Annotated in this window: 18 protein-coding genes; 12 read left to right on the top strand and 6 right to left on the bottom strand. The window is 64.9% G+C overall.

Annotated features, from left to right (window positions below; all coding sequences use genetic code 11):
* The first annotated feature begins 133 nt into the window (after positions 1–133).
* Positions 134–1114 carry a cysteine synthase A gene (gene cysK, locus FJ972_RS03560; RefSeq protein ID WP_140514132.1) on the top strand — a complete coding sequence of 327 codons (981 nt, stop codon included), beginning with the start codon at positions 134–136 and terminating at the stop codon, positions 1112–1114.
* A 192-nt stretch (positions 1115–1306) separates the two neighbouring features.
* Positions 1307–1933, top strand: coding sequence for a glutathione S-transferase family protein (locus FJ972_RS03555; protein ID WP_140514133.1), 627 nt, complete (start codon positions 1307–1309; stop codon positions 1931–1933).
* 34 nt (positions 1934–1967) lie between these two features.
* Here the strand turns inward: FJ972_RS03555 and FJ972_RS03550 are convergent, their stop codons facing one another.
* Positions 1968–3212: an RNA polymerase sigma factor gene (locus FJ972_RS03550; RefSeq protein WP_140524446.1), complete on the bottom strand. Its 1245-nt coding sequence runs from the start codon at positions 3210–3212 to the stop codon at positions 1968–1970.
* A 7-nt stretch (positions 3213–3219) separates the two neighbouring features.
* A complete protein-coding gene (locus FJ972_RS03545) occupies positions 3220–3588 on the bottom strand; it encodes a YciI family protein (protein ID WP_140491798.1) in 369 nt (122 codons plus the stop codon).
* Between the two features lie 261 nt (positions 3589–3849).
* Here FJ972_RS03545 and FJ972_RS03540 point away from each other — a divergent pair, with 261 nt between their 5' ends.
* The 3 genes from FJ972_RS03540 to FJ972_RS03530 are packed head-to-tail and all read left to right on the top strand — an operon-like array spanning position 3850 to position 7367.
* The gene (locus FJ972_RS03540) at positions 3850–4809 is read left to right on the top strand and encodes a TAXI family TRAP transporter solute-binding subunit (RefSeq protein WP_140514134.1); all 960 of its coding nucleotides are present in this window, start codon (positions 3850–3852) and stop codon (positions 4807–4809) included.
* Between the two features lie 57 nt (positions 4810–4866).
* Complete coding sequence (locus tag FJ972_RS03535; protein WP_140524415.1) at positions 4867–6987, top strand: TRAP transporter permease; 2121 nt, start codon at positions 4867–4869, stop codon at positions 6985–6987.
* Positions 6984–7367, top strand: a complete 384-nt coding sequence (locus FJ972_RS03530) for a DUF1850 domain-containing protein (RefSeq protein ID WP_140524413.1) — start codon at positions 6984–6986, stop codon at positions 7365–7367. Before FJ972_RS03535 ends, FJ972_RS03530 begins: the two co-directional genes overlap by 4 nt.
* Positions 7368–7680: 313 nt before the next feature.
* On the opposite strand, the gene FJ972_RS03525 is transcribed toward FJ972_RS03530, so the two are convergent.
* On the bottom strand, positions 7681–7821 hold the full coding sequence (locus FJ972_RS03525; RefSeq protein WP_013892047.1) for a hypothetical protein: 141 nt from the start codon (positions 7819–7821) through the stop codon (positions 7681–7683).
* 400 nt (positions 7822–8221) lie between these two features.
* Between FJ972_RS03525 and FJ972_RS03520 the strand changes: the two genes are divergently transcribed.
* From FJ972_RS03520 to ligD, 3 genes are all read left to right on the top strand, one after another.
* On the top strand, positions 8222–8728 hold the full coding sequence (locus FJ972_RS03520) for a ferritin-like domain-containing protein (protein ID WP_140491790.1): 507 nt from the start codon (positions 8222–8224) through the stop codon (positions 8726–8728).
* Positions 8729–8839: 111 nt separating this feature from the next.
* The gene (locus tag FJ972_RS03515) at positions 8840–9718 is read left to right on the top strand and encodes a Ku protein (RefSeq protein ID WP_140514137.1); all 879 of its coding nucleotides are present in this window, start codon (positions 8840–8842) and stop codon (positions 9716–9718) included.
* A 12-nt stretch (positions 9719–9730) separates the two neighbouring features.
* Complete coding sequence (gene ligD / locus FJ972_RS03510; protein WP_140524411.1) at positions 9731–12244, top strand: DNA ligase D; 2514 nt, start codon at positions 9731–9733, stop codon at positions 12242–12244.
* Between the two features lie 78 nt (positions 12245–12322).
* Here the strand turns inward: ligD and FJ972_RS03505 are convergent, their stop codons facing one another.
* A complete protein-coding gene (locus tag FJ972_RS03505) occupies positions 12323–12997 on the bottom strand; it encodes an ArsR/SmtB family transcription factor (RefSeq protein ID WP_140514139.1) in 675 nt (224 codons plus the stop codon).
* A gap of 161 nt (positions 12998–13158) precedes the next feature.
* Between FJ972_RS03505 and FJ972_RS03500 the strand changes: the two genes are divergently transcribed.
* Positions 13159–13491, top strand: a complete 333-nt coding sequence (locus tag FJ972_RS03500; RefSeq protein WP_140491782.1) for an NIPSNAP family protein — start codon at positions 13159–13161, stop codon at positions 13489–13491.
* On the top strand, positions 13488–13832 hold the full coding sequence (locus tag FJ972_RS03495; RefSeq protein ID WP_140524410.1) for an antibiotic biosynthesis monooxygenase family protein: 345 nt from the start codon (positions 13488–13490) through the stop codon (positions 13830–13832). The genes FJ972_RS03500 and FJ972_RS03495 overlap by 4 nt, the downstream gene beginning before the upstream one ends.
* Positions 13833–13874: 42 nt before the next feature.
* On the opposite strand, the gene mbfA is transcribed toward FJ972_RS03495, so the two are convergent.
* On the bottom strand, positions 13875–14858 hold the full coding sequence (gene mbfA, locus FJ972_RS03490; protein ID WP_140491779.1) for an iron exporter MbfA: 984 nt from the start codon (positions 14856–14858) through the stop codon (positions 13875–13877).
* Positions 14859–15035: 177 nt separating this feature from the next.
* Between mbfA and FJ972_RS03485 the strand changes: the two genes are divergently transcribed.
* Together FJ972_RS03485 and FJ972_RS03480 are read left to right on the top strand one after the other, a co-directional pair.
* Positions 15036–15359, top strand: a complete 324-nt coding sequence (locus FJ972_RS03485) for a hypothetical protein (protein WP_140514141.1) — start codon at positions 15036–15038, stop codon at positions 15357–15359.
* A gap of 147 nt (positions 15360–15506) precedes the next feature.
* Positions 15507–16487 (top strand): threonine/serine dehydratase, encoded by a 981-nt coding sequence (locus tag FJ972_RS03480; RefSeq protein WP_140491775.1) that lies wholly within the window; start codon positions 15507–15509, stop codon positions 16485–16487.
* A 112-nt stretch (positions 16488–16599) separates the two neighbouring features.
* Here FJ972_RS03480 and FJ972_RS03475 read toward each other — a convergent pair whose 3' ends face one another.
* Positions 16600–16905, bottom strand: a complete 306-nt coding sequence (locus FJ972_RS03475) for a DUF1236 domain-containing protein (protein ID WP_140491773.1) — start codon at positions 16903–16905, stop codon at positions 16600–16602.
* Positions 16906–16920: the final 15 nt, after the last annotated feature.

Below are 16920 nucleotides of genomic sequence, written 5' to 3'. Positions count from 1 at the left end.
CGAGGCGTTTTAGACACGGGCCCCACTCGGATATTTTCGGGCGACGGTCTATCTTGCGTCCGTGGAAGGCCTATCTTGGCGGCCATCCGTCTGAGATCAGTTCCATCCGCCTGACATTCTGGGAGCCAAACCAATGAACAAGTTCGCCGCCTCCGCTCGTGTTCCCGGCCGTGGCCGCATCTACAATTCCATCACCGATACGATCGGCGACACGCCACTGGTGCGGCTCGACAAATTCGCCAAGGAGAAGGGCATCGTTGCCCATCTCCTTGCCAAGCTCGAATTCTTCAACCCGATCGCCTCGGTCAAGGACCGTATCGGCGTGGCGATGATCGAGGCGCTCGAGGCATCGGGCAAGATCGCTCCCGGCAAGACGACGCTGATCGAGCCGACTTCGGGCAATACCGGCATAGCGCTTGCCTTCGCCGCCGCCGCCAAGGGCTACAAGCTGATCCTCACCATGCCCGAGACCATGTCGGTCGAGCGCCGCAAGATGCTGGCGCTGCTCGGCGCCGAACTGGTGCTGACCGAAGGGCCGAAAGGCATGAAGGGCGCCATCGCCAAGGCCGACGAACTGGCGGCCACCATCCCCAACGCCATCATCCCGCAGCAGTTCGAGAACCCGGCCAATCCCGAGATCCATCGCACGACGACTGCCGAGGAGATCTGGAACGACACCCATGGCGAGGTCGACATCATCGTCTCCGGCATCGGCACCGGCGGCACCATCACCGGCGTCGGCCAGGTGCTGAAGAAGCGCAAGCCTTCGCTGCATGTCGTCGCGGTCGAACCGGAAACCTCGCCGGTGCTGTCGGGCGGCCAGCCTGGCCCGCACAAGATCCAGGGCATCGGCGCCGGCTTCGCGCCAAAAATCCTCGACACCACCATCTATGACGAAATCGTCACGGTCTCGAACGAGGATTCGGTCGCCAATGCCCGCCTCGTCGCCCGGCTGGAAGGCGTGCCGGTCGGCATCTCCTCGGGCGCCGCTTTGCAGGCGGCGATCGTCGTCGGCTCGCGGCCGGAGAACAAGGGCAAGAACCTGGTGGTGATCATCCCGTCCTTCGCCGAGCGCTATTTGTCGACGATCCTGTTCGAAGGGCTGGGCGCTTAGGGTCTTCGTTGGGCGAAGCGATACGACGCGTCGCCTGTCAAGTTTCGACACGCCCCCTGCCGAGCGCCTAACACAAAGGTGCTTAGCCTGGCCCGCTGAAAAAACCCGCCGTGGCGGATGCCACGGGCTTGAGCAGCGCCCTGCTTCCGGTTCATATCGCCCCCGGCCCCCGCAGGGCCGGCGGAGGACCTCATGTACAAGCTCTACACCCGTCCCGGCAGCGGCGGCTTCGTTGTCGAGGCGGCCCTGGCGCTGGCCAAGGCGCCGTTCGAGCAGATCGACGTACCGAAATCCGATCGGCCCGATCCCGCTTTCCTCCACATCAGCCCGCTGAACCAGGTGCCGGTGCTGACCTTGCCGGACGGCCGCTCGCTGACCGAATCGGCGGCCATCTGCATCCTGCTCGCCGAACGCCATCCGCGGGCCGGGCTGGCGCCGGCGGCCGATGAACCGGCCCGCGCCGACTTCCTGCGCTGGATGGCGTTCATGTCGTCCGCCCTCTATCCGGCGGTGCTGCGTTTCTACTACGCGCCGCGCTACACGGCCGACGCCGACGGCGCCAAGGCCGTCAAGCAGGCGGCCGTGGCCGAGATGGACCGCGGCTTTGCCGTCGTCGATGCCGCCTTGCGCGGCCGCGACTGGCTGGCAGGCGAGGCGATGTCGGTGGCCGATATCTATTTGGCCATGCTGGTGGCCTGGCATCCCGACAGCGGCAAGGCACGCACTGCCTGGCCCGACATCGAACGCCTGTGGGCCAGGCTTCGCGAGCACCCGCTGATGAAGACGCTCAACGCATCGCACGAAATGTGGCCGGGCTGAACAATTCATCGGCAAAGCACCGCGCTCAGGCATTTCAATGCCTGAGCGTCGCGCGTTTTCCCTGCAGGAAGCGGCGTACCGCCGGATCGCTTTCGAGGCCGATCGCACGGTCATAGGCTTCGACCGCCTGCGGCACCTGGCCGAGCCTGGCCAGAAGGCCGGCGCGCGCTGCCCAATAGGGCTGGTAATCATTGAGCCGCTTGTCGTCGCCAAGCACGTACAGCGCCGCCAGCCCCGCCACGGCGCCCTCGGCTTCGGCGATCGCCACCGCGCGGTTGATCGCCACCACGGGCGATCGTGCGATCGAAAGCAACGCGTCGTAGAATTCGCGGATCGCCACCCAGTCGGTCTCGCCGCTCAGCCGCCGCGCCGCGTGAACGGACTGCACGGCCGCCTCGAGCTGGTAGCGGCCGATCACGCCCATGGAGGCGGCGCGGCCGAGCAGGGTTTCCGCCTCGTCGATCAAGGCATGATCCCAAAGCGCATGATCCTGCTCGGCGAGCGGCACATAATCTCCGGACCCATCGCGGCGCGCGGTACGGCGCGCCTCGGCGAACAGCATCAGCGCAAGCAGGCCCAGCGCCTCCGGTTCTTCCGGCAGCAGCGAGGCCACCAGCCTGCCGAGCCAGATCCCTTCGGTGGCCAGGTTCCGGCGCCGCGTCTCTGTGCCCGCCGGGTCGGACCAGCCCTCGGCGAAGGTCGCGTATATGGCCTCCAGCACGGTATCCAGGCGCTCGCCGAGTTCGGCCCGCTCCGGTACGCGGAACGGAATGCCGGCTTCACGGATGCGGGCCTTGGCCCGCACCAGGCGCTGGCCCATTGTCGCCGGCGGAACCAGGAAGGCGGAGGCGATCGTCGCGGCGTCGAAACCAAGCACGGCCTGCAGGATCAGCGGCGCGCGCACGCCAGGTTCGATCGCCGGATGCGCGCAGGCGAACATCAGCCGCAGCCGTTCGTCGGGCAGGTCCTGGTCGGTCATGCACGCCTCCGCCTCCTCGGCAATCAGCTTGAGATGGTCGCGGCCGGTTTCGCTGGTGAGCCGCCGCCGCACCGCGTCGACACGCCGCCGCCTTGCCACGGCAAGCAGCCAGGCCTCCGGCTTTTCGGGCACGCCGGTTCGCGGCCAGCGTTCGAGCGCCGCGGCAAAGGCGTCGGCCAGCGCGTCCTCGGCGGCGGCCACATCGCGCGTGCGCGCCGCGAGCCAGGCGACCAGCTTGCCGTAGCTTTGCCGGGCGGCGGCCTCGGCGGCTGCCCGGGCAATCTGCGCGCTGCTGTCCATCACATCGTCATTTCTTGGGCATGTATTCGGCCATTTCCCAAATCGGCCGCAACTCGACCGTGCCTGTGCTGGCCGCCGGGCAGCGCGCGGCCCATTCGATGGCGGTATCGATGTCGGCCGCTTCGATCATGTAGAAGCCGGCAAGCTGCTCCTTGGTGTCCGCATAGGGGCCGTCGATCACGTTGGTCTTGCCGTCGGTGATCCGCACCGAGGTGGTTGCCTGAGTCGGGCGCAGCCTTTCTCCGGCCAGCCACGCGCCGGATTTCTTCAACGCTTCGGTATAGGCGCCATAGGCCGCGCTCATCTGTTGAGCCTTCTCGATCGGCGTGTTCGCCAGTGCGGCTTCGTCGTTGTTGATCAAAAGCATGTATCGCATGGGTCTTCTCCCGTGGTTTCGTAGGCCGCGTCCTTGCGAGCCGGACATATGTCGCGCGGCAAGGGCCGATTTCGACAGGTGCCGGAAAAAATCTTTCGGCCACGGTCGCGTCCCGCGCAAGCCGGGAGCTGTTTCCGCATCCATTCAACCGTTCGTCTAATGAATGCAATTGCGGGTTGGCATTTGCGGCCCGCCGTCTAAACTTGGCCGGTTCGCATCGAGGAGGTGGTGCGGCAGCCAATATTTCAGGGAGGAAACCGGATGTTCCATTTCAGAACGAAGTTCGTTGCGGCCGGCGCAATGGCGCTATCGCTTGGGCTCGGCATTGCCTCGGCCAGGGCACAGGAATTCATCAACGTGCTGACCGGCGGCACGTCGGGCGTCTACTACCCGCTCGGCGTGGCGCTGTCGGAAATCTACAGCAAGGGCATCGCAGGCGCCCGCACCCAGGTGCAGGCCACCAAGGCTTCGGTCGAGAACCTCAACCTGCTGCAGCAGGGCAAGGGCGAGATCGCCTTCGCGCTCGGCGATTCCGTCAAGATGGCCGCCGAAGGCAATGCCGAGGCCGGCTTCCCCGGCAAGCTCGACAAATTGCGCGGCATCGCCGCCATCTACCCCAACTATATCCAGATCGTCGCCAGCCAGGAATCCGGCATCAAGACGCTGGCCGACCTCAAGGGCAAGAGCCTGTCGGTCGGCGCGCCGGCCTCCGGCACCGAGCTCAACGCGCGTGCCATCTTTGCCGCCGCCGGCCTGAAATACGAGGATCTCGGCCGGGTCGAATACCTGCCCTTCGCCGAATCGGTCGAGCTGATCAAGAACCGCCAGCTCGATGCCACGCTGCAGTCGGCCGGCCTCGGGGTCGCCTCGATCCGCGATCTCGCCACCTCGGTGCCGATCAACGTCGTCGCGGTGCCGGCCGAGGATGTCGCCAAGATCGGCGCCCCCTATCTGTCGGTGGTTATCCCCAAGGGCACCTATGAGGGCCAGGCCGAGGACGTCGCGACCGCGGCCGTCGGCAATTTCCTCGTCACCCGCGCCGATGTTTCCGACGAGACGGCCTATCAGATGACCAAGCTGATGTTCGAGCATCTCGACCAACTAGCCGCCGCCCACGCCGCCGCCAAGGCGATCGACCCTGCCAAGGCGCTCGACGGCATGCCGGTGCCGCTGCATCCGGGCGCGGAACGCTATTACAAGGAGAAGGGGCTGCTGAAGTAGGCGAGGACCATCTGAGATGTCTTCGCACTGTCATTCGCTCATTTTGGAGTGCATCGGATGAGCGAAACAACGCATGGAACGACAGCCGACGGCAAATCCTCCACCTTCCATCTCCCCGTCGCCGAAGAGCAGGTCGAAGGCTTGCCGCCGGGCTTTGGCGAGGGCATCGCCGGCAAGGCTGCCTTCCTCATCGCCGTCGCCTTTTCCGTGTTCCAGATCTACGTCGCCGCCTATGGCAGCATCCCGAGCCAGGTGGTGCGGGCCATGCATGTCGGTTTCCTGCTGCTGCTCGGCTTTGGCCTGATCGCCAACCTGCGCGCCCGAAGCCTGCCGGCCAAGGCCGTGTTCTGGGCGTTCGGCGTGCTCGGCTTCGGCACCGGCCTCTACAATTGGGTGTTCTACACCGACCTCATCCGCCGCTCCGGTTTCCTCACCACGCCGGATCTTGTCGTCGGCGCGGTGCTGGTGGTGCTGGTCTTCGAGGCGGCCCGGCGGCTGATGGGACTGCCGCTGGCGATCATCGCTTTCATCTTTCTCGCCTATTGTTTCGTCGGCAACCATCTGCCGCCGCCCTTCATCCATCGCGGCTACGATTTCGCCCAGCTCGTCGACACTTTCGCCTACGGCACCGAAGGCATATACGGCACGCCGGTCTATGTCTCGGCCGCCTATATCTTCATCTTCGTCGTCTTCGCCGCCTTCCTCGAACGCGCCGGCATGATCGCGCTGTTCAACGATTTCGCGCTCGGCCTGGTCGGCTCGTGGCGCGGCGGCCCGGCGCAGGTCTGCGTTTTGTCCTCGGCGCTGATGGGCACCATCTCCGGCTCCGGCGTTGCCAATGTCGTGGCCAGCGGCCAGTTCACCATCCCGCTGATGAAGCGCTTCGGCTTCCGCTCGGCCTTCGCCGGCGCCGTCGAGGCGACCTCCTCGATGGGCGGCCAGATCATGCCGCCGGTGATGGGCGCGGTCGCCTTCATCATGGCCGAGACGCTGAACATCCCCTATGCCGAAGTGGTCAAGGCGGCGATCATCCCGGCGCTGCTCTATTTCGGCGCCTGTTTCTGGCAGGTGCATCTGGAAGCCGGCAAGGCCGGCCTGCACGGCATGGCCAAGGCCGAACTGCCCAATCCCTGGGATGCCGTGCGCCAGCACTGGCCGCTGGTGCTGCCGCTGGCGGCCCTCATCTATCTCCTGTTTGCCGGCTACACACCGATCTTCGCCGGCACGATGGGGCTGGCGCTGACCATCGTGCTCATCCTCGGCACCCCACTGGCGGCCCTGATCGGACCGCTCGCCTTCCGCGTCGTCTTCTGGCTGGCGCTCGGGCTTGCCGCCGCCTCGTTCATGCGCTTCGGCGTCAACATACTCGGCCTCGTCATCGCCGCTCTCGTCGTCGCCTGCTTCGCCTTCAAGGGCGGGCGCGAAACGCTGCGGATCTGCGTGGATTCACTTGCCGAAGGGGCTAAGAACGCGCTGCCGGTCGGCATCGCCTGCGCCATCGTCGGCATCGTCATCGGCACGCTGACGCTCACCGGCATCGCCTCCACTTTCATCGGCTGGATCATCTCCATCGGCCAGGACAATCTGTTCCTGTCCCTGGTGCTGACCATGCTCACCTGCCTGGTGCTTGGCATGGGCATCCCGACCATTCCCAACTACATCATCACCTCCTCGCTGGCCGGCCCGGCGCTGCTGTCGCTCGGCGTGCCGCTGGTGGTCAGCCACATGTTCGTCTTCTACTTCGGCATCATGGCCGATCTCACGCCGCCGGTGGCGCTGGCCGCCTTCGCGGCCGCCCCGATGGCCAGGGAAAGCGGCCTCAAGATCGGCATCCAGGCGACCAAGCTTGCCATTGCCGGCTTCGTCGTGCCGTTCATGGCGGTCTACACGCCGGCGCTCATGCTGCAGGATCCAGGCCCGATCGCCGCCCAGTTCGGCTACCCCGTCGAGGTCGCCTACATCGTCGTCAAGGCGTGCATGGGCATCGTGCTGTGGGGCGCCGCCGCCGTCGGCTTCCTTGCCAGGCGCATGGCGTGGTGGGAACGGCTCATCGCCTTCTGTGCCGGCGTGCTGCTGGTCGCGGCGATCCCGCTCACCGACGAGACAGGCTGGGCATTGTCGTTTGCCTGGATCGGCTGGCATTTCTGGCGTGCGCGGCGGGCGACGGCCCAAGCATGAGCCTGTGTATCCTTGCCGCCGGCAAGACGGTGACGCTGGCGGCCGCCGCCTTCACCCTCTCCTGGACGCACTCGGTGGAGCGCACGCGCTGGGAGGAACACTGGAAGGTGATGCCTTCCGGCCTGCAAGTCACCGAGGCGCGCATAAAGGGCTCGGGCGCCGGCATGGAACCACCGGAGGGCGCGGTGCTGCGAGACGGCTGGTGGGTCTATGCTCCGAAGGTCGGGCCGCAGCGAAGCCTTATGCTCGCCGCCTCCGGCGCGACCGGTGATGGTTGGACACTGTGCGCAGATCAGGGTTGCCGAGAACTCGGCAAGGTGGCCGGCGGCACGATCGTGCTGGAGCCGTGTGCTCCGGACGGCACGAGCCTGCCGCGGTAGCGCACTATCATCCCGGCTGGAGCCAGCGCCGTCGAAGACGGTCAGCGGATGGCTTGCATCGAAGGGTATTCAGAAGGACGGCTTGGACTGGGCCCGACTGGACTGGGGCCGACTGGGCTGGAGAAGGTCGCTCACGCGGGCCTCGGCGGCTCGTGTCCTGAGACATTAAGCCGGCGAAGGCGGTCTCAAAGCCGCGGCGATGTCGCACGCCGCCGATCGGCGAAGGCCGGGCGCTCGGCGCGATAGGTGGTGGCGCGCGACTCGGCGTCAGGCCTGCAGATGCGGCTGTTGTGTCGGCTCTCGAAAGTCATGGTCAGTGCGCGCCCAGCGAGGTGCCGCGACGAGCGCAGGCCGGGCCCGGCCCGCGCATGTAGTAGCGCTCGGGCCGATAGGTCGGCGCGACGAATTCGCGGATGGCTGCGGCATAGCCGATGAGGTGCGTGAGGAAGTTCATTTTACCTGTCCCTGTCCCGACTTTCGGGTGTCCCTTCCGAATTGCGGAAATCATAGCGTCGAGGCGTGAATAGTCGGTGAACGCGATGTTAATTTCTGGTCGAAAACCCGTCGGTTCATGGCCGGAATGCGGCTGATTCGGGGTCTTTCCACGCCTTTTGTCGCCATTTCGGCGTGTGTGACTTTTGCATCACATATGTTTCGTTTGAATGTCGCCTGGGTGCGGTTGCGTTTCAGCTTTCGCCCTGGCGGGAGAATTTTCCTTGCTCGCCGCCGCAAGTCCGGAACCCGGCTTGGGACGAGACGTTGATTCTTCGAGCCGGCATGGCCGGCCCATGGGGCCGCCGACCTGCGGCCCCACGCTAACCCGCAACCGCAAGAGCAAAGGAAGGGCCGCAATCATGGGCTTCTTTTCGAAGGACATCAAAACCCTGGACGACCTCTTCGTGCACACGCTGCGCGACATCTATTATGCCGAAAAGCAGATCGAGAAGGCATTGCCGAAGATGATCGACAAGGCGACGGATCCGCAGCTGAAGGCCGGCTTCGAGAAACATCTCGAGCAGACCAGGGGCCATGTCGAGCGCGTCGAGCAGGTGTTCGAACTGCACGGCGTCAAGGCCAAGGAGGTCAACTGCCCGGCCATAGACGGCATCCTCGAGGAAGCCGACGACGTCAGCGGCGACGTCGACGACAAGGAGGTGCTGGATGCGGCGCTGATCGCCTCGGCGCAAGCGGTCGAGCACTATGAGATGACCCGCTATGGCACCTTGATCGCCTGGGCCAAGCAGCTTGGCCGCAGCGACTGCGCCAACGTGCTGGCCAAGAACCTCAAGGAAGAGCAGGCGACGGATCGCAAGCTGACCGAAATAGCGGAAAGCAAGATCAACCTGCAGGCCGCCGAATAGGGGCTGAAAGAGTTGGGGCCGGTGGCAATCGCGCCGGCCTTGGCTCGACCGGATTGGAACCGTTGGGGTCGTCGTCCGTTCCAGCCAGGTCCTTCTCTACAGGAAATCATCATGGCGCCGCGTCCCGCCTGGAGAGGCTATCTGAAGCTTTCGCTGGTCACCTGCGCCATCGAACTGACCAATGTCGTCACCCATGCCGAGAAGGTCTCTTTTCGCATCCTCAACCGCGAGACCGGCAACACGGTGAAGCGGATCTATGTCGACGCCGAAACCGGCAAGCCGCTTGAGGATGGCGACGAGATAAAGGGCTACGAGGACGACGATGGCAAGTTCATCCACATCGAAGAGGACGAGATCGAGGCCATCCAGATCGAGTCCTCGCACACGATGAGCCTCGACGGCTTTGTCGACAAATCCTCCATCGAGCAGATCTATCTCGATACGCCCTATTACGTCGCGCCGGCCGACAAGGTCTCGCAGGACGCTTTCGCCGTCATCCGCGACGCGATGGCCGGCAAGAAGATGGCGGGTCTGGCGCGCATCGTGCTCTATCGGCGCGAACGTCCCGTGGTCATCGAACCGCTCGGCAAGGGCATGGTGCTGACGACGTTGCGATACGACAACACGGTGCGCCAGCCGGACACCGTCTTCGGCGACATCGAATCGGTAAAGACGGATCAGGAGATGACCGATCTGGCCGAGCTCATCATCGACAAGAAGAAGGCGAAGTTCGATCCCTCGAAATTCGAGGACAAGTATGAGGATGCGCTGCTCGAACTGATCCGCGCCAAGAAGGCGGGCCGCAAGGCGCCGAAGGCCAAAGCGGCGCCCAAGCCGTCCAACGTCGTCAATCTTTTCGACGCTCTGAAGAAGAGCCTTTCGTCGGACGGCGGATCGGGCGAACGCCGCGGCAAGGCCTCCGCGAAAGCCAAACCGGCGGTCAAACGCGGCAAGCCGAAAGAAGCCGCGCCCAAGCGCAAATCGGCGTGAGGACATCAAGGGATGGCTAGCCTCGAACAATATCACGCCAAGCGCGATTTCAGGAAAACCGCCGAACCCCCCGGCAAGGTCGCCCGCGGCAAGAAGAGCGAGGCAGGCGGCATCTTCGTCATCCACAAGCACGCCGCGACCAGGCTGCATTACGACCTGCGCCTCGAACATGCCGGTGTGCTGTGGAGCTGGGCGGTGACGCGCGGGCCCAGCCTCGATCCGCACGAGAAACGGCTCGCCGTGCATGTCGAGGACCATCCGATCGACTATGCGCCGTTCGAGGGCACCATTCCCAAGGGCGAATATGGCGCCGGCTCGGTCATCGTCTGGGACGAGGGCACATGGGTGCCCGAGGGCGATCCGGCCAAGGCGATGAAGAAGGGCCATATCAACTTCGAGCTCAACGGCCACAAGCTGCACGGCCGCTGGCACCTGGTGCGGCTGAGACCGCGCCCCGGAGAGAAGCGTGACAACTGGCTGCTGATCAAGTCCGACGATGGCGCGGCCCGGCCAGGCGAGGATATTCTGGAGGAAGCGCCGAAATCGGTGAAGTCGGGCCTGACGATCGAGGAGGTCGGGGCGGGCAAGGCCGCGAAAGGGGAGAAGGCGAAGGTCTGGCACTCCAACAAACCGGCCGCCGCCCAAGCCAAGGCCGGACACGCAAAGCGCCTCGACTTCATCGAGCCGCAACTGGCCACGCTCGAGCGGGAAGCGCCGCCGGGCGAGGACTGGCTGCATGAGGTGAAGTTCGACGGCTATCGCATGCAGACGCAGATCGCCGGCACGGACGTGCGGCTGCTCACCCGCACCGGCCTCGACTGGACGAAGAAATTCGGCGACGCGATCGTCGCCGAGCTCGCCGGATTGAAATGCAGCGACGCCATCATCGACGGCGAGATCGTGGTGCTGGCCGACAGCGGCGTCTCTTCCTTCGCGCTTTTGCAGGCCGACCTGTCGGCGAAGCGCACGGATCGCTTCATCTACTACGTCTTCGACCTGATGCGGCTGAATGGGCGGGACCTGCGCCGCGAGCCGCTGGTCGAGCGCAAGCAGGCCTTGCAGGAATTGCTGGCCAGCCAGCCGGAGGATTCGGCGGTCCGCTTCAGCGACCATTTCGCCGAGCCCGGCAAGGTGATGCTTGAGCATGCCTGCCGCATGGGACTGGAAGGCGTCGTCTCCAAGCGCGCCGACGCGGTCTACCGCAGCGGGCGCGGGCCGTCCTGGGTGAAGTCGAAATGCACGCTGCGACAGGAGTTCGTCATCGCCGGCTACCTGCCGTCCGACAAGACCGGGCGCGGGCTGCGTTCGCTGCTGCTTGGCTATTTCGAGGCCGGCAAGCTGCACTATGCCGGCCGCGTCGGCACCGGCTTCTCGACCGGCGGCGCCAATGCCCTGAAGAAGAAGCTCGATGCGCTGCAAACGAAGTCGTCGCCCTTCGACAAGGCCGTGCCGAGGGGCAAGGGCCTGGTCTGGGTGAAGCCGGAGCTTGTCGGCGAAGTGGAGTTCCGCAGTTGGACCTCCGACCGTATAGTACGCCACGCCTCGTTCCAGGGGCTGCGCGAAGACAAGCCGGCGGAGGAAGTCGTGCAGGAAAAGCCGAAGGCACCGACAGGCAAAAGCACGGCCCGGGCCAAGCCGGCGTCAAGCGGCGCAACGCCGGCAAGGGCGGCAACCACCACGGTGAAGCTGTCCCACCCAGAAAAGCTGCTGTGGCCCGACGAAAAAATATCCAAGCAGGGGCTGCTCGATCATTACGCGCTGGTGTGGCCGCGCATGAAACAATTCGTGGTCAACCGCCCGCTCAGCCTGGTCAGGGCCCCTGATGGTGTCGGCGGCCAGCGCTTCTTCCAGAAGCATGCCTCGCCCGGCATGCATGACAAGATCGAGAAGACGAGGGATCCCACGGATGGCGAGGAAATCCTGTTCATCCGTGACTTCGACGGCATCGCGGCACTTGTCCAGCTCGGCGTGGTCGAGATCCACATCTGGGGTTGCACCATCGACGAGCTCGAACGTCCCGACCAGATCGTCTTCGATCTCGACCCCGATGAAGGCGTCGACGTGAAGGCGGTGCGGGCGGCGGCACTCGACATAAGAGGCAAGCTTGACGAGCTGTCGCTGCCCAATTTCGTCAAGACGTCGGGTGGCAAGGGCTTTCATATCGTCGTGCCGCTGAAGCCGTCGGCCAACTGGGAGGAGGTGAAAGGCTTCGCCCATGATTTCGCGCGCGCGCTGGAACAGGGCGCGCCCGACCGCTACACCGCGACGCTGTCCAAGAAGGCGCGCACCGGCAAGATATTCGTCGACTATCTGCGCAATGGCAGCGGCGCGACCACGGTGGCGCCCTACTCGTCGCGGGCCAAGAAGGGTGCCACGGTGTCGATGCCGGTGACCTGGGCCGAGATCGAAGCCGGCCTGCCGCCGAACGCATTCCCCATCGGCGACAAGACGACGCTGAAGCAACTCGCGGAAGCCGATCCGTGGAAGGATTTCTTCAAGAAGGGGAAGGTGTTGAAGCGGGGGTAATCCTGCCCGCATTTGCAGCGCGGCGATCCTTCGCGCCTGTCCCGCCGGCGAATCGATGCTGGCAACAGCGCCGATAGCTCAAGCCAAAAACACCTTCTCGAACGCCTGTTTGCCGGGCGGCGAAAAAATCACGGCGCGGCTGTCCTTCTCCCGGCGCGCCCATTTCTCGGTGAGGATCTTGTCGAGGATGGCGGCGCCCAGCGTGCCGGCGAGATGCGAGCGCCGTACGCTCCAGTCGAGGCAGGCGCGGCACACCGGCCGCCGGGCCTTTGCCTCCACATCGATGCCCATCGCCGCGAAATGCGAGGCGGCCGAAGGCGCCAAGCGGATTTCGCCGCGGTCTCGCAGCAGCAGCCTCCGGTCGATGAGGCGGTCGAGCATCGCCACCGCCTGCTCGCCGGCAAGATGATCGTAGCAGACGCGCGCCACGCGCATCGCCCCGTCGCGAGGGCCCGGCCGCACGCGCCTGGGGCCGATGGTTTCGGCGACGCCGGCGATGGCTTCGATCATTTCAGCCACCTGCGGCCCGGCGAGCCCGTAATAGCGATGCCGGCCCTGGCTTGCCACGGTCAGCAGCCCGCCTTCCATCAGTTTCGACAGATGCGAGGAGGCGGTCGGCATCGATACGCCGGCCTCGAGCGCCAGTTCGCTTGCCGTCAGCGCCGTGCCGCCCATCAATGCGTTGAGCATGTTGGCGCGGGCCGGGTCGCCGATCAGGCTGGCGATGCGGGCAATGTCGGGTCCTTCGCGCATAGTTTCATCCCTATCGAAGCATTCTCGCCAGATAATCACTATCCTTCGCTGAGCTCAAGGAGCGCTGACGATGCTCCTGACAGGAAACTGCTTAGCACACCGGCGTAGGCGACGTTTCGACAGAGATCGAATTATCTGTGCGTCAACTCAGGGAGACCGGAATGACCATCACCTGCTTCATCCGCTACGAGATCGATCCGTTCGGCAAGGCCGCGTTCGAGGAATATGCCCGCAACTGGGGCCAGGCCATTCCGCGCTGCGGCGCCGACCTGATCGGCTACTACGCGCCGCATGAAGGCTCGGCCACGACCGCCTATGCGGCCTACAACATAGAAAGCCTGGCCGCCTATGAAGCCTATAGGGCCCGGCTTGCCGCCGACCCGGCCGGCAAGGCAAACTACGAATTCGCCCGCCGTGAAAAATTCATCCTCAAGGAGGACCGCATGTTCCTGAAACTGGCGTCCGGCCCGCACGCGAAGCTGGTGCTGCCGTGATCGCCGTCATCTTCGAGGTCGAGCCGGCCGCGGGCAGGCGCGACGCCTATCTGGGCATCGCCGCCCAGTTGCGGCCGCTGCTTGAAGGCATCGATGGCTTCATCTCGGTCGAGCGCTTCCAGAGCCTCGCCAATCCGGACCGCATCCTGTCACTATCGTTCTGGCGCGACGAGGATGCGGTGAAGGCCTGGCGCAACACGCAAGAACACCGGCAGGCGCAGCAGGCCGGGCGCGGCGGCATCTTTGCCGACTACCGCCTGCGCATCGCGCACGTCGTGCGCGATTATGGCTTGAGTGAAAGGCAACAGGCGCCGGTGGATAGCCGGGCCGTGAACGGCTAATCGGCAGGTTCATCCTTCTCCACAAGGGGAGAAGGATGAACCCTATGCGTTCCCGATCAGCACGCCCGCCGCGAACACCAGCGCGCCGCCGAGCACCACCTGGAAGGCGGCGCGCAGGAAGGGTGTCTGCATGTAGCGGTTCTGGACGAAGGCGATGGCCCAGAGTTCGAAGAACACCACCACGGCGGCAACCGCTGTCGCCGTCCAGAAATGCGGGATCAGGTAGGGCAGCGCATGGCCGAGGCCGCCGAGCGTCGTCATGATGCCCACGGTCAGGCCGCGCTTGACCGGCGAACCCCGACCCGACAGCTTGCCGTCGTCGGAGGCGACCTCGGTGAAGCCCATCGAGATGCCGGCGCCGATCGAGGCGGCGAGGCCGACGAGAAGCGTCTGCCACGTGTCATGCGTGGCAAAGGCGGCGGCGAAGATCGGCGCCAGCGTCGATACCGAGCCGTCCATCAGTCCGGCCAGTCCCGGCTGCACATAGGTGAGGATGAACTGGCGCTGCTCGGCCGTCGCCTCCTCGACCTTCACGGTGCCCGGCACGTGCTGCTGCTCCAGCCGCTGCGCCATGCTCTCATGGCTCTGTTCCGCCGCCGCCAGTTCGTCGAGCAGCTTTCTGGTCGAGGCATCGGTGGTGCGCCTGGCCGCCTCGACATAGAACAGATAGGCCTGCCGCTCCATCGCCTCGGCCTGGCGGCGTACCTGCTCGATGCCGAGCGGCTTGACCAGCCAGTCGGGCTTGCGCTCGTAATAGCCCTTCACATGCTCGCGCCGGATCAGCGGAATGCGCTCCCCGAAACGCCTGCGGAAAAGCTCGATCAGCGCGTCGCGATGACCGTCCTCCTCCTCGGCCATGTCCTCGAACATCTTGGCCGATTGCGGAAAATCCTCCGCCAGCCCATCCGCATAGGCGCGATAGATGCGCCCGTCGTCTTCTTCCGACGAGATGGCAAGCGCCAGGATCTCCTGTTCGGAGAGCGAATCGAAGGAGCGGCGGCCGAAGCCGAAAACACGGGAAAGCATGAGGAAATCACCCTAGTTTAGAATTGTTCTAAACTAAAGTTTGCTGCCGCATCGGTCAATCGTGCGCCTGGGCAGTGGTCAAGATTTGTTGAAGCCGCCATTCGGCGCCGCCTCTTCATTATCGGCAAATGTTCACTTATATGACCAAACTCAAGCCAACAACCGAGGAAGCCGCCGATGACTGCAAAGCCGGACGCCCATCACTTCGACCCGAAACCCGTCCTCGACCTCATAGCCAGCATCGAGGCCGATCTGCAGCGCCTGAAAGGTCTGGTCGAGCAGCAGATCGAGAAGTTCGATCCCGCCAACCCGCACAACAAGACCCTCGACGGCAAGCTGACCGAGGAAGGCGTCGAGTGCTGCTACCGCATGTTCGACGAAGGCAAGTCGCGCTATTCGGTCTCCCAGCAGATGAAGATTTCCTTTGCCGCCGCCACCCATCGCTTCAACGCCTGGCGCAAGGCCGGCGGCAACAAGCGGCAGCGGACGTTGTTGGGGTGAGGGTTGAACTGGACGGACCGGCAGGCAGGTGACTGCCAGCACTGCCGGCCGTCGTGATCTCAAACCTTGTGAGGGTTACATTTTTTTGTTGGCCTCGCGCGGCCCTTTGCGTGCACCATGGCCGGACCACATCTTACAGGACCCGCCATGACCACGCCTCCCGGCATCGCCGATATCCACGCCGCCGCCGCCCGGCTCTCCGGCCTTATCGTCGAGACGCCGCTGATCGAATCGCCCGAGCTCAACAGCCGCTTCGGCGGCCGCATCCTGTTCAAGCCGGAAACGCTGCAGCGTACCGGCTCGTTCAAGTTCCGCGGCGCCTACAACAAGCTGTCCTCGCTATCGGCCGAGGAGCGTGGCCGCGGCGTGGTCGCCTTTTCCTCGGGCAATCATGCGCAAGGCGTTGCCGCTTCCGCCGCCATGTTCGGCGTCAGGGCGGTCATCGCCATGCCGTCGGACGCACCGGCCATGAAGATCGGCAATGTCCGCAAGATGGGCGCCGAAGTGGTCGCCTTCGATCGCGTCCGCGAAGACCGCGTGGCCGTGGTGCGGCCTTACGTGGAGAAGGGCATGGTCCTGGTGCCGCCCTATGACGATCCCGCCATCATCGCCGGCCAGGGCACGATCGGCCTCGAACTGCTGCGTCAGGCCAAGGCGCTTGGCGTGAGCCTCGACGCCGTCATCGTTCCCTGTGGCGGCGGCGGGCTGAGCAGCGGGATTTCGATCGCGGTCAAGGACGGTTCGCCCGCCACCGCCGTCTGGGCGGCAGAGCCGGAATTTTTCGACGACACCAGCCGGTCGCTGGCCAAGGGCACCAGGGTAGCGAATGAGCCCGGCCACACCTCGATCTGCGATTCACTTCTCGTCGCCGAGCCGGGCGCGCTCACTTTCGAGATCAATCGCAGGACGCTGGCCGGCGGGATTGCCGTCTCGGAGGAGGCGACGAAGCAGGCCATGCGCGACGCCATGGCCCATCTCAAGCTCGTCGTGGAGCCCGGCGGCTGCGTCGGGCTCGCCGCGCTCTCGTCGGGCAGGATCGACTTGGCCGGCAAATGCGTGGCCGTGGTGCTGTCTGGCGGCAATGTCGATTTCGACGCCTATGCCAAGATCATGGCTGCTGCCGCTTGACGCCCGCCCTGCATGGCAGGGCGGGCAGCCTTGTTGTTTCGCAATTCCGGATGGAAACCGCTGCGCACTTTTCCTGGAATTGCCCAGTGCCCGTCAGCTGATGACGGTGCCGTCAGTCGATGACTTTCACGATGCGACGGGTTCCGGGATCGACGAGGACGGTCTGACCGTTGACGACGACATAGCGGTACTGCACATCAGGAACATCGATCGCATGCAGCTCAACAGTGTCCGGCAAGGTCGAGCCGATGGCCAGCTGGACGCCCAGCAGGTCGACCGAGGCGATCGGCTTCTTGTGCACATATTCGCGGATAACGGTCTCCTGCTGCGGCTCGATGATCACGTCCTGAGCAGCGGCGGCACCGATGCCGGCGGCTAGCAGAAGCCCGGCCGCGGTGGCGGAAAGATACAGTCTCATCATTGCCTCCATTGC

Source organism: Mesorhizobium sp. B2-1-1 (assembly GCF_006442975.2).
GTDB lineage: Bacteria > Pseudomonadota > Alphaproteobacteria > Rhizobiales > Rhizobiaceae > Mesorhizobium.
This window is presented reverse-complemented; position numbering and strand designations above follow the sequence as displayed.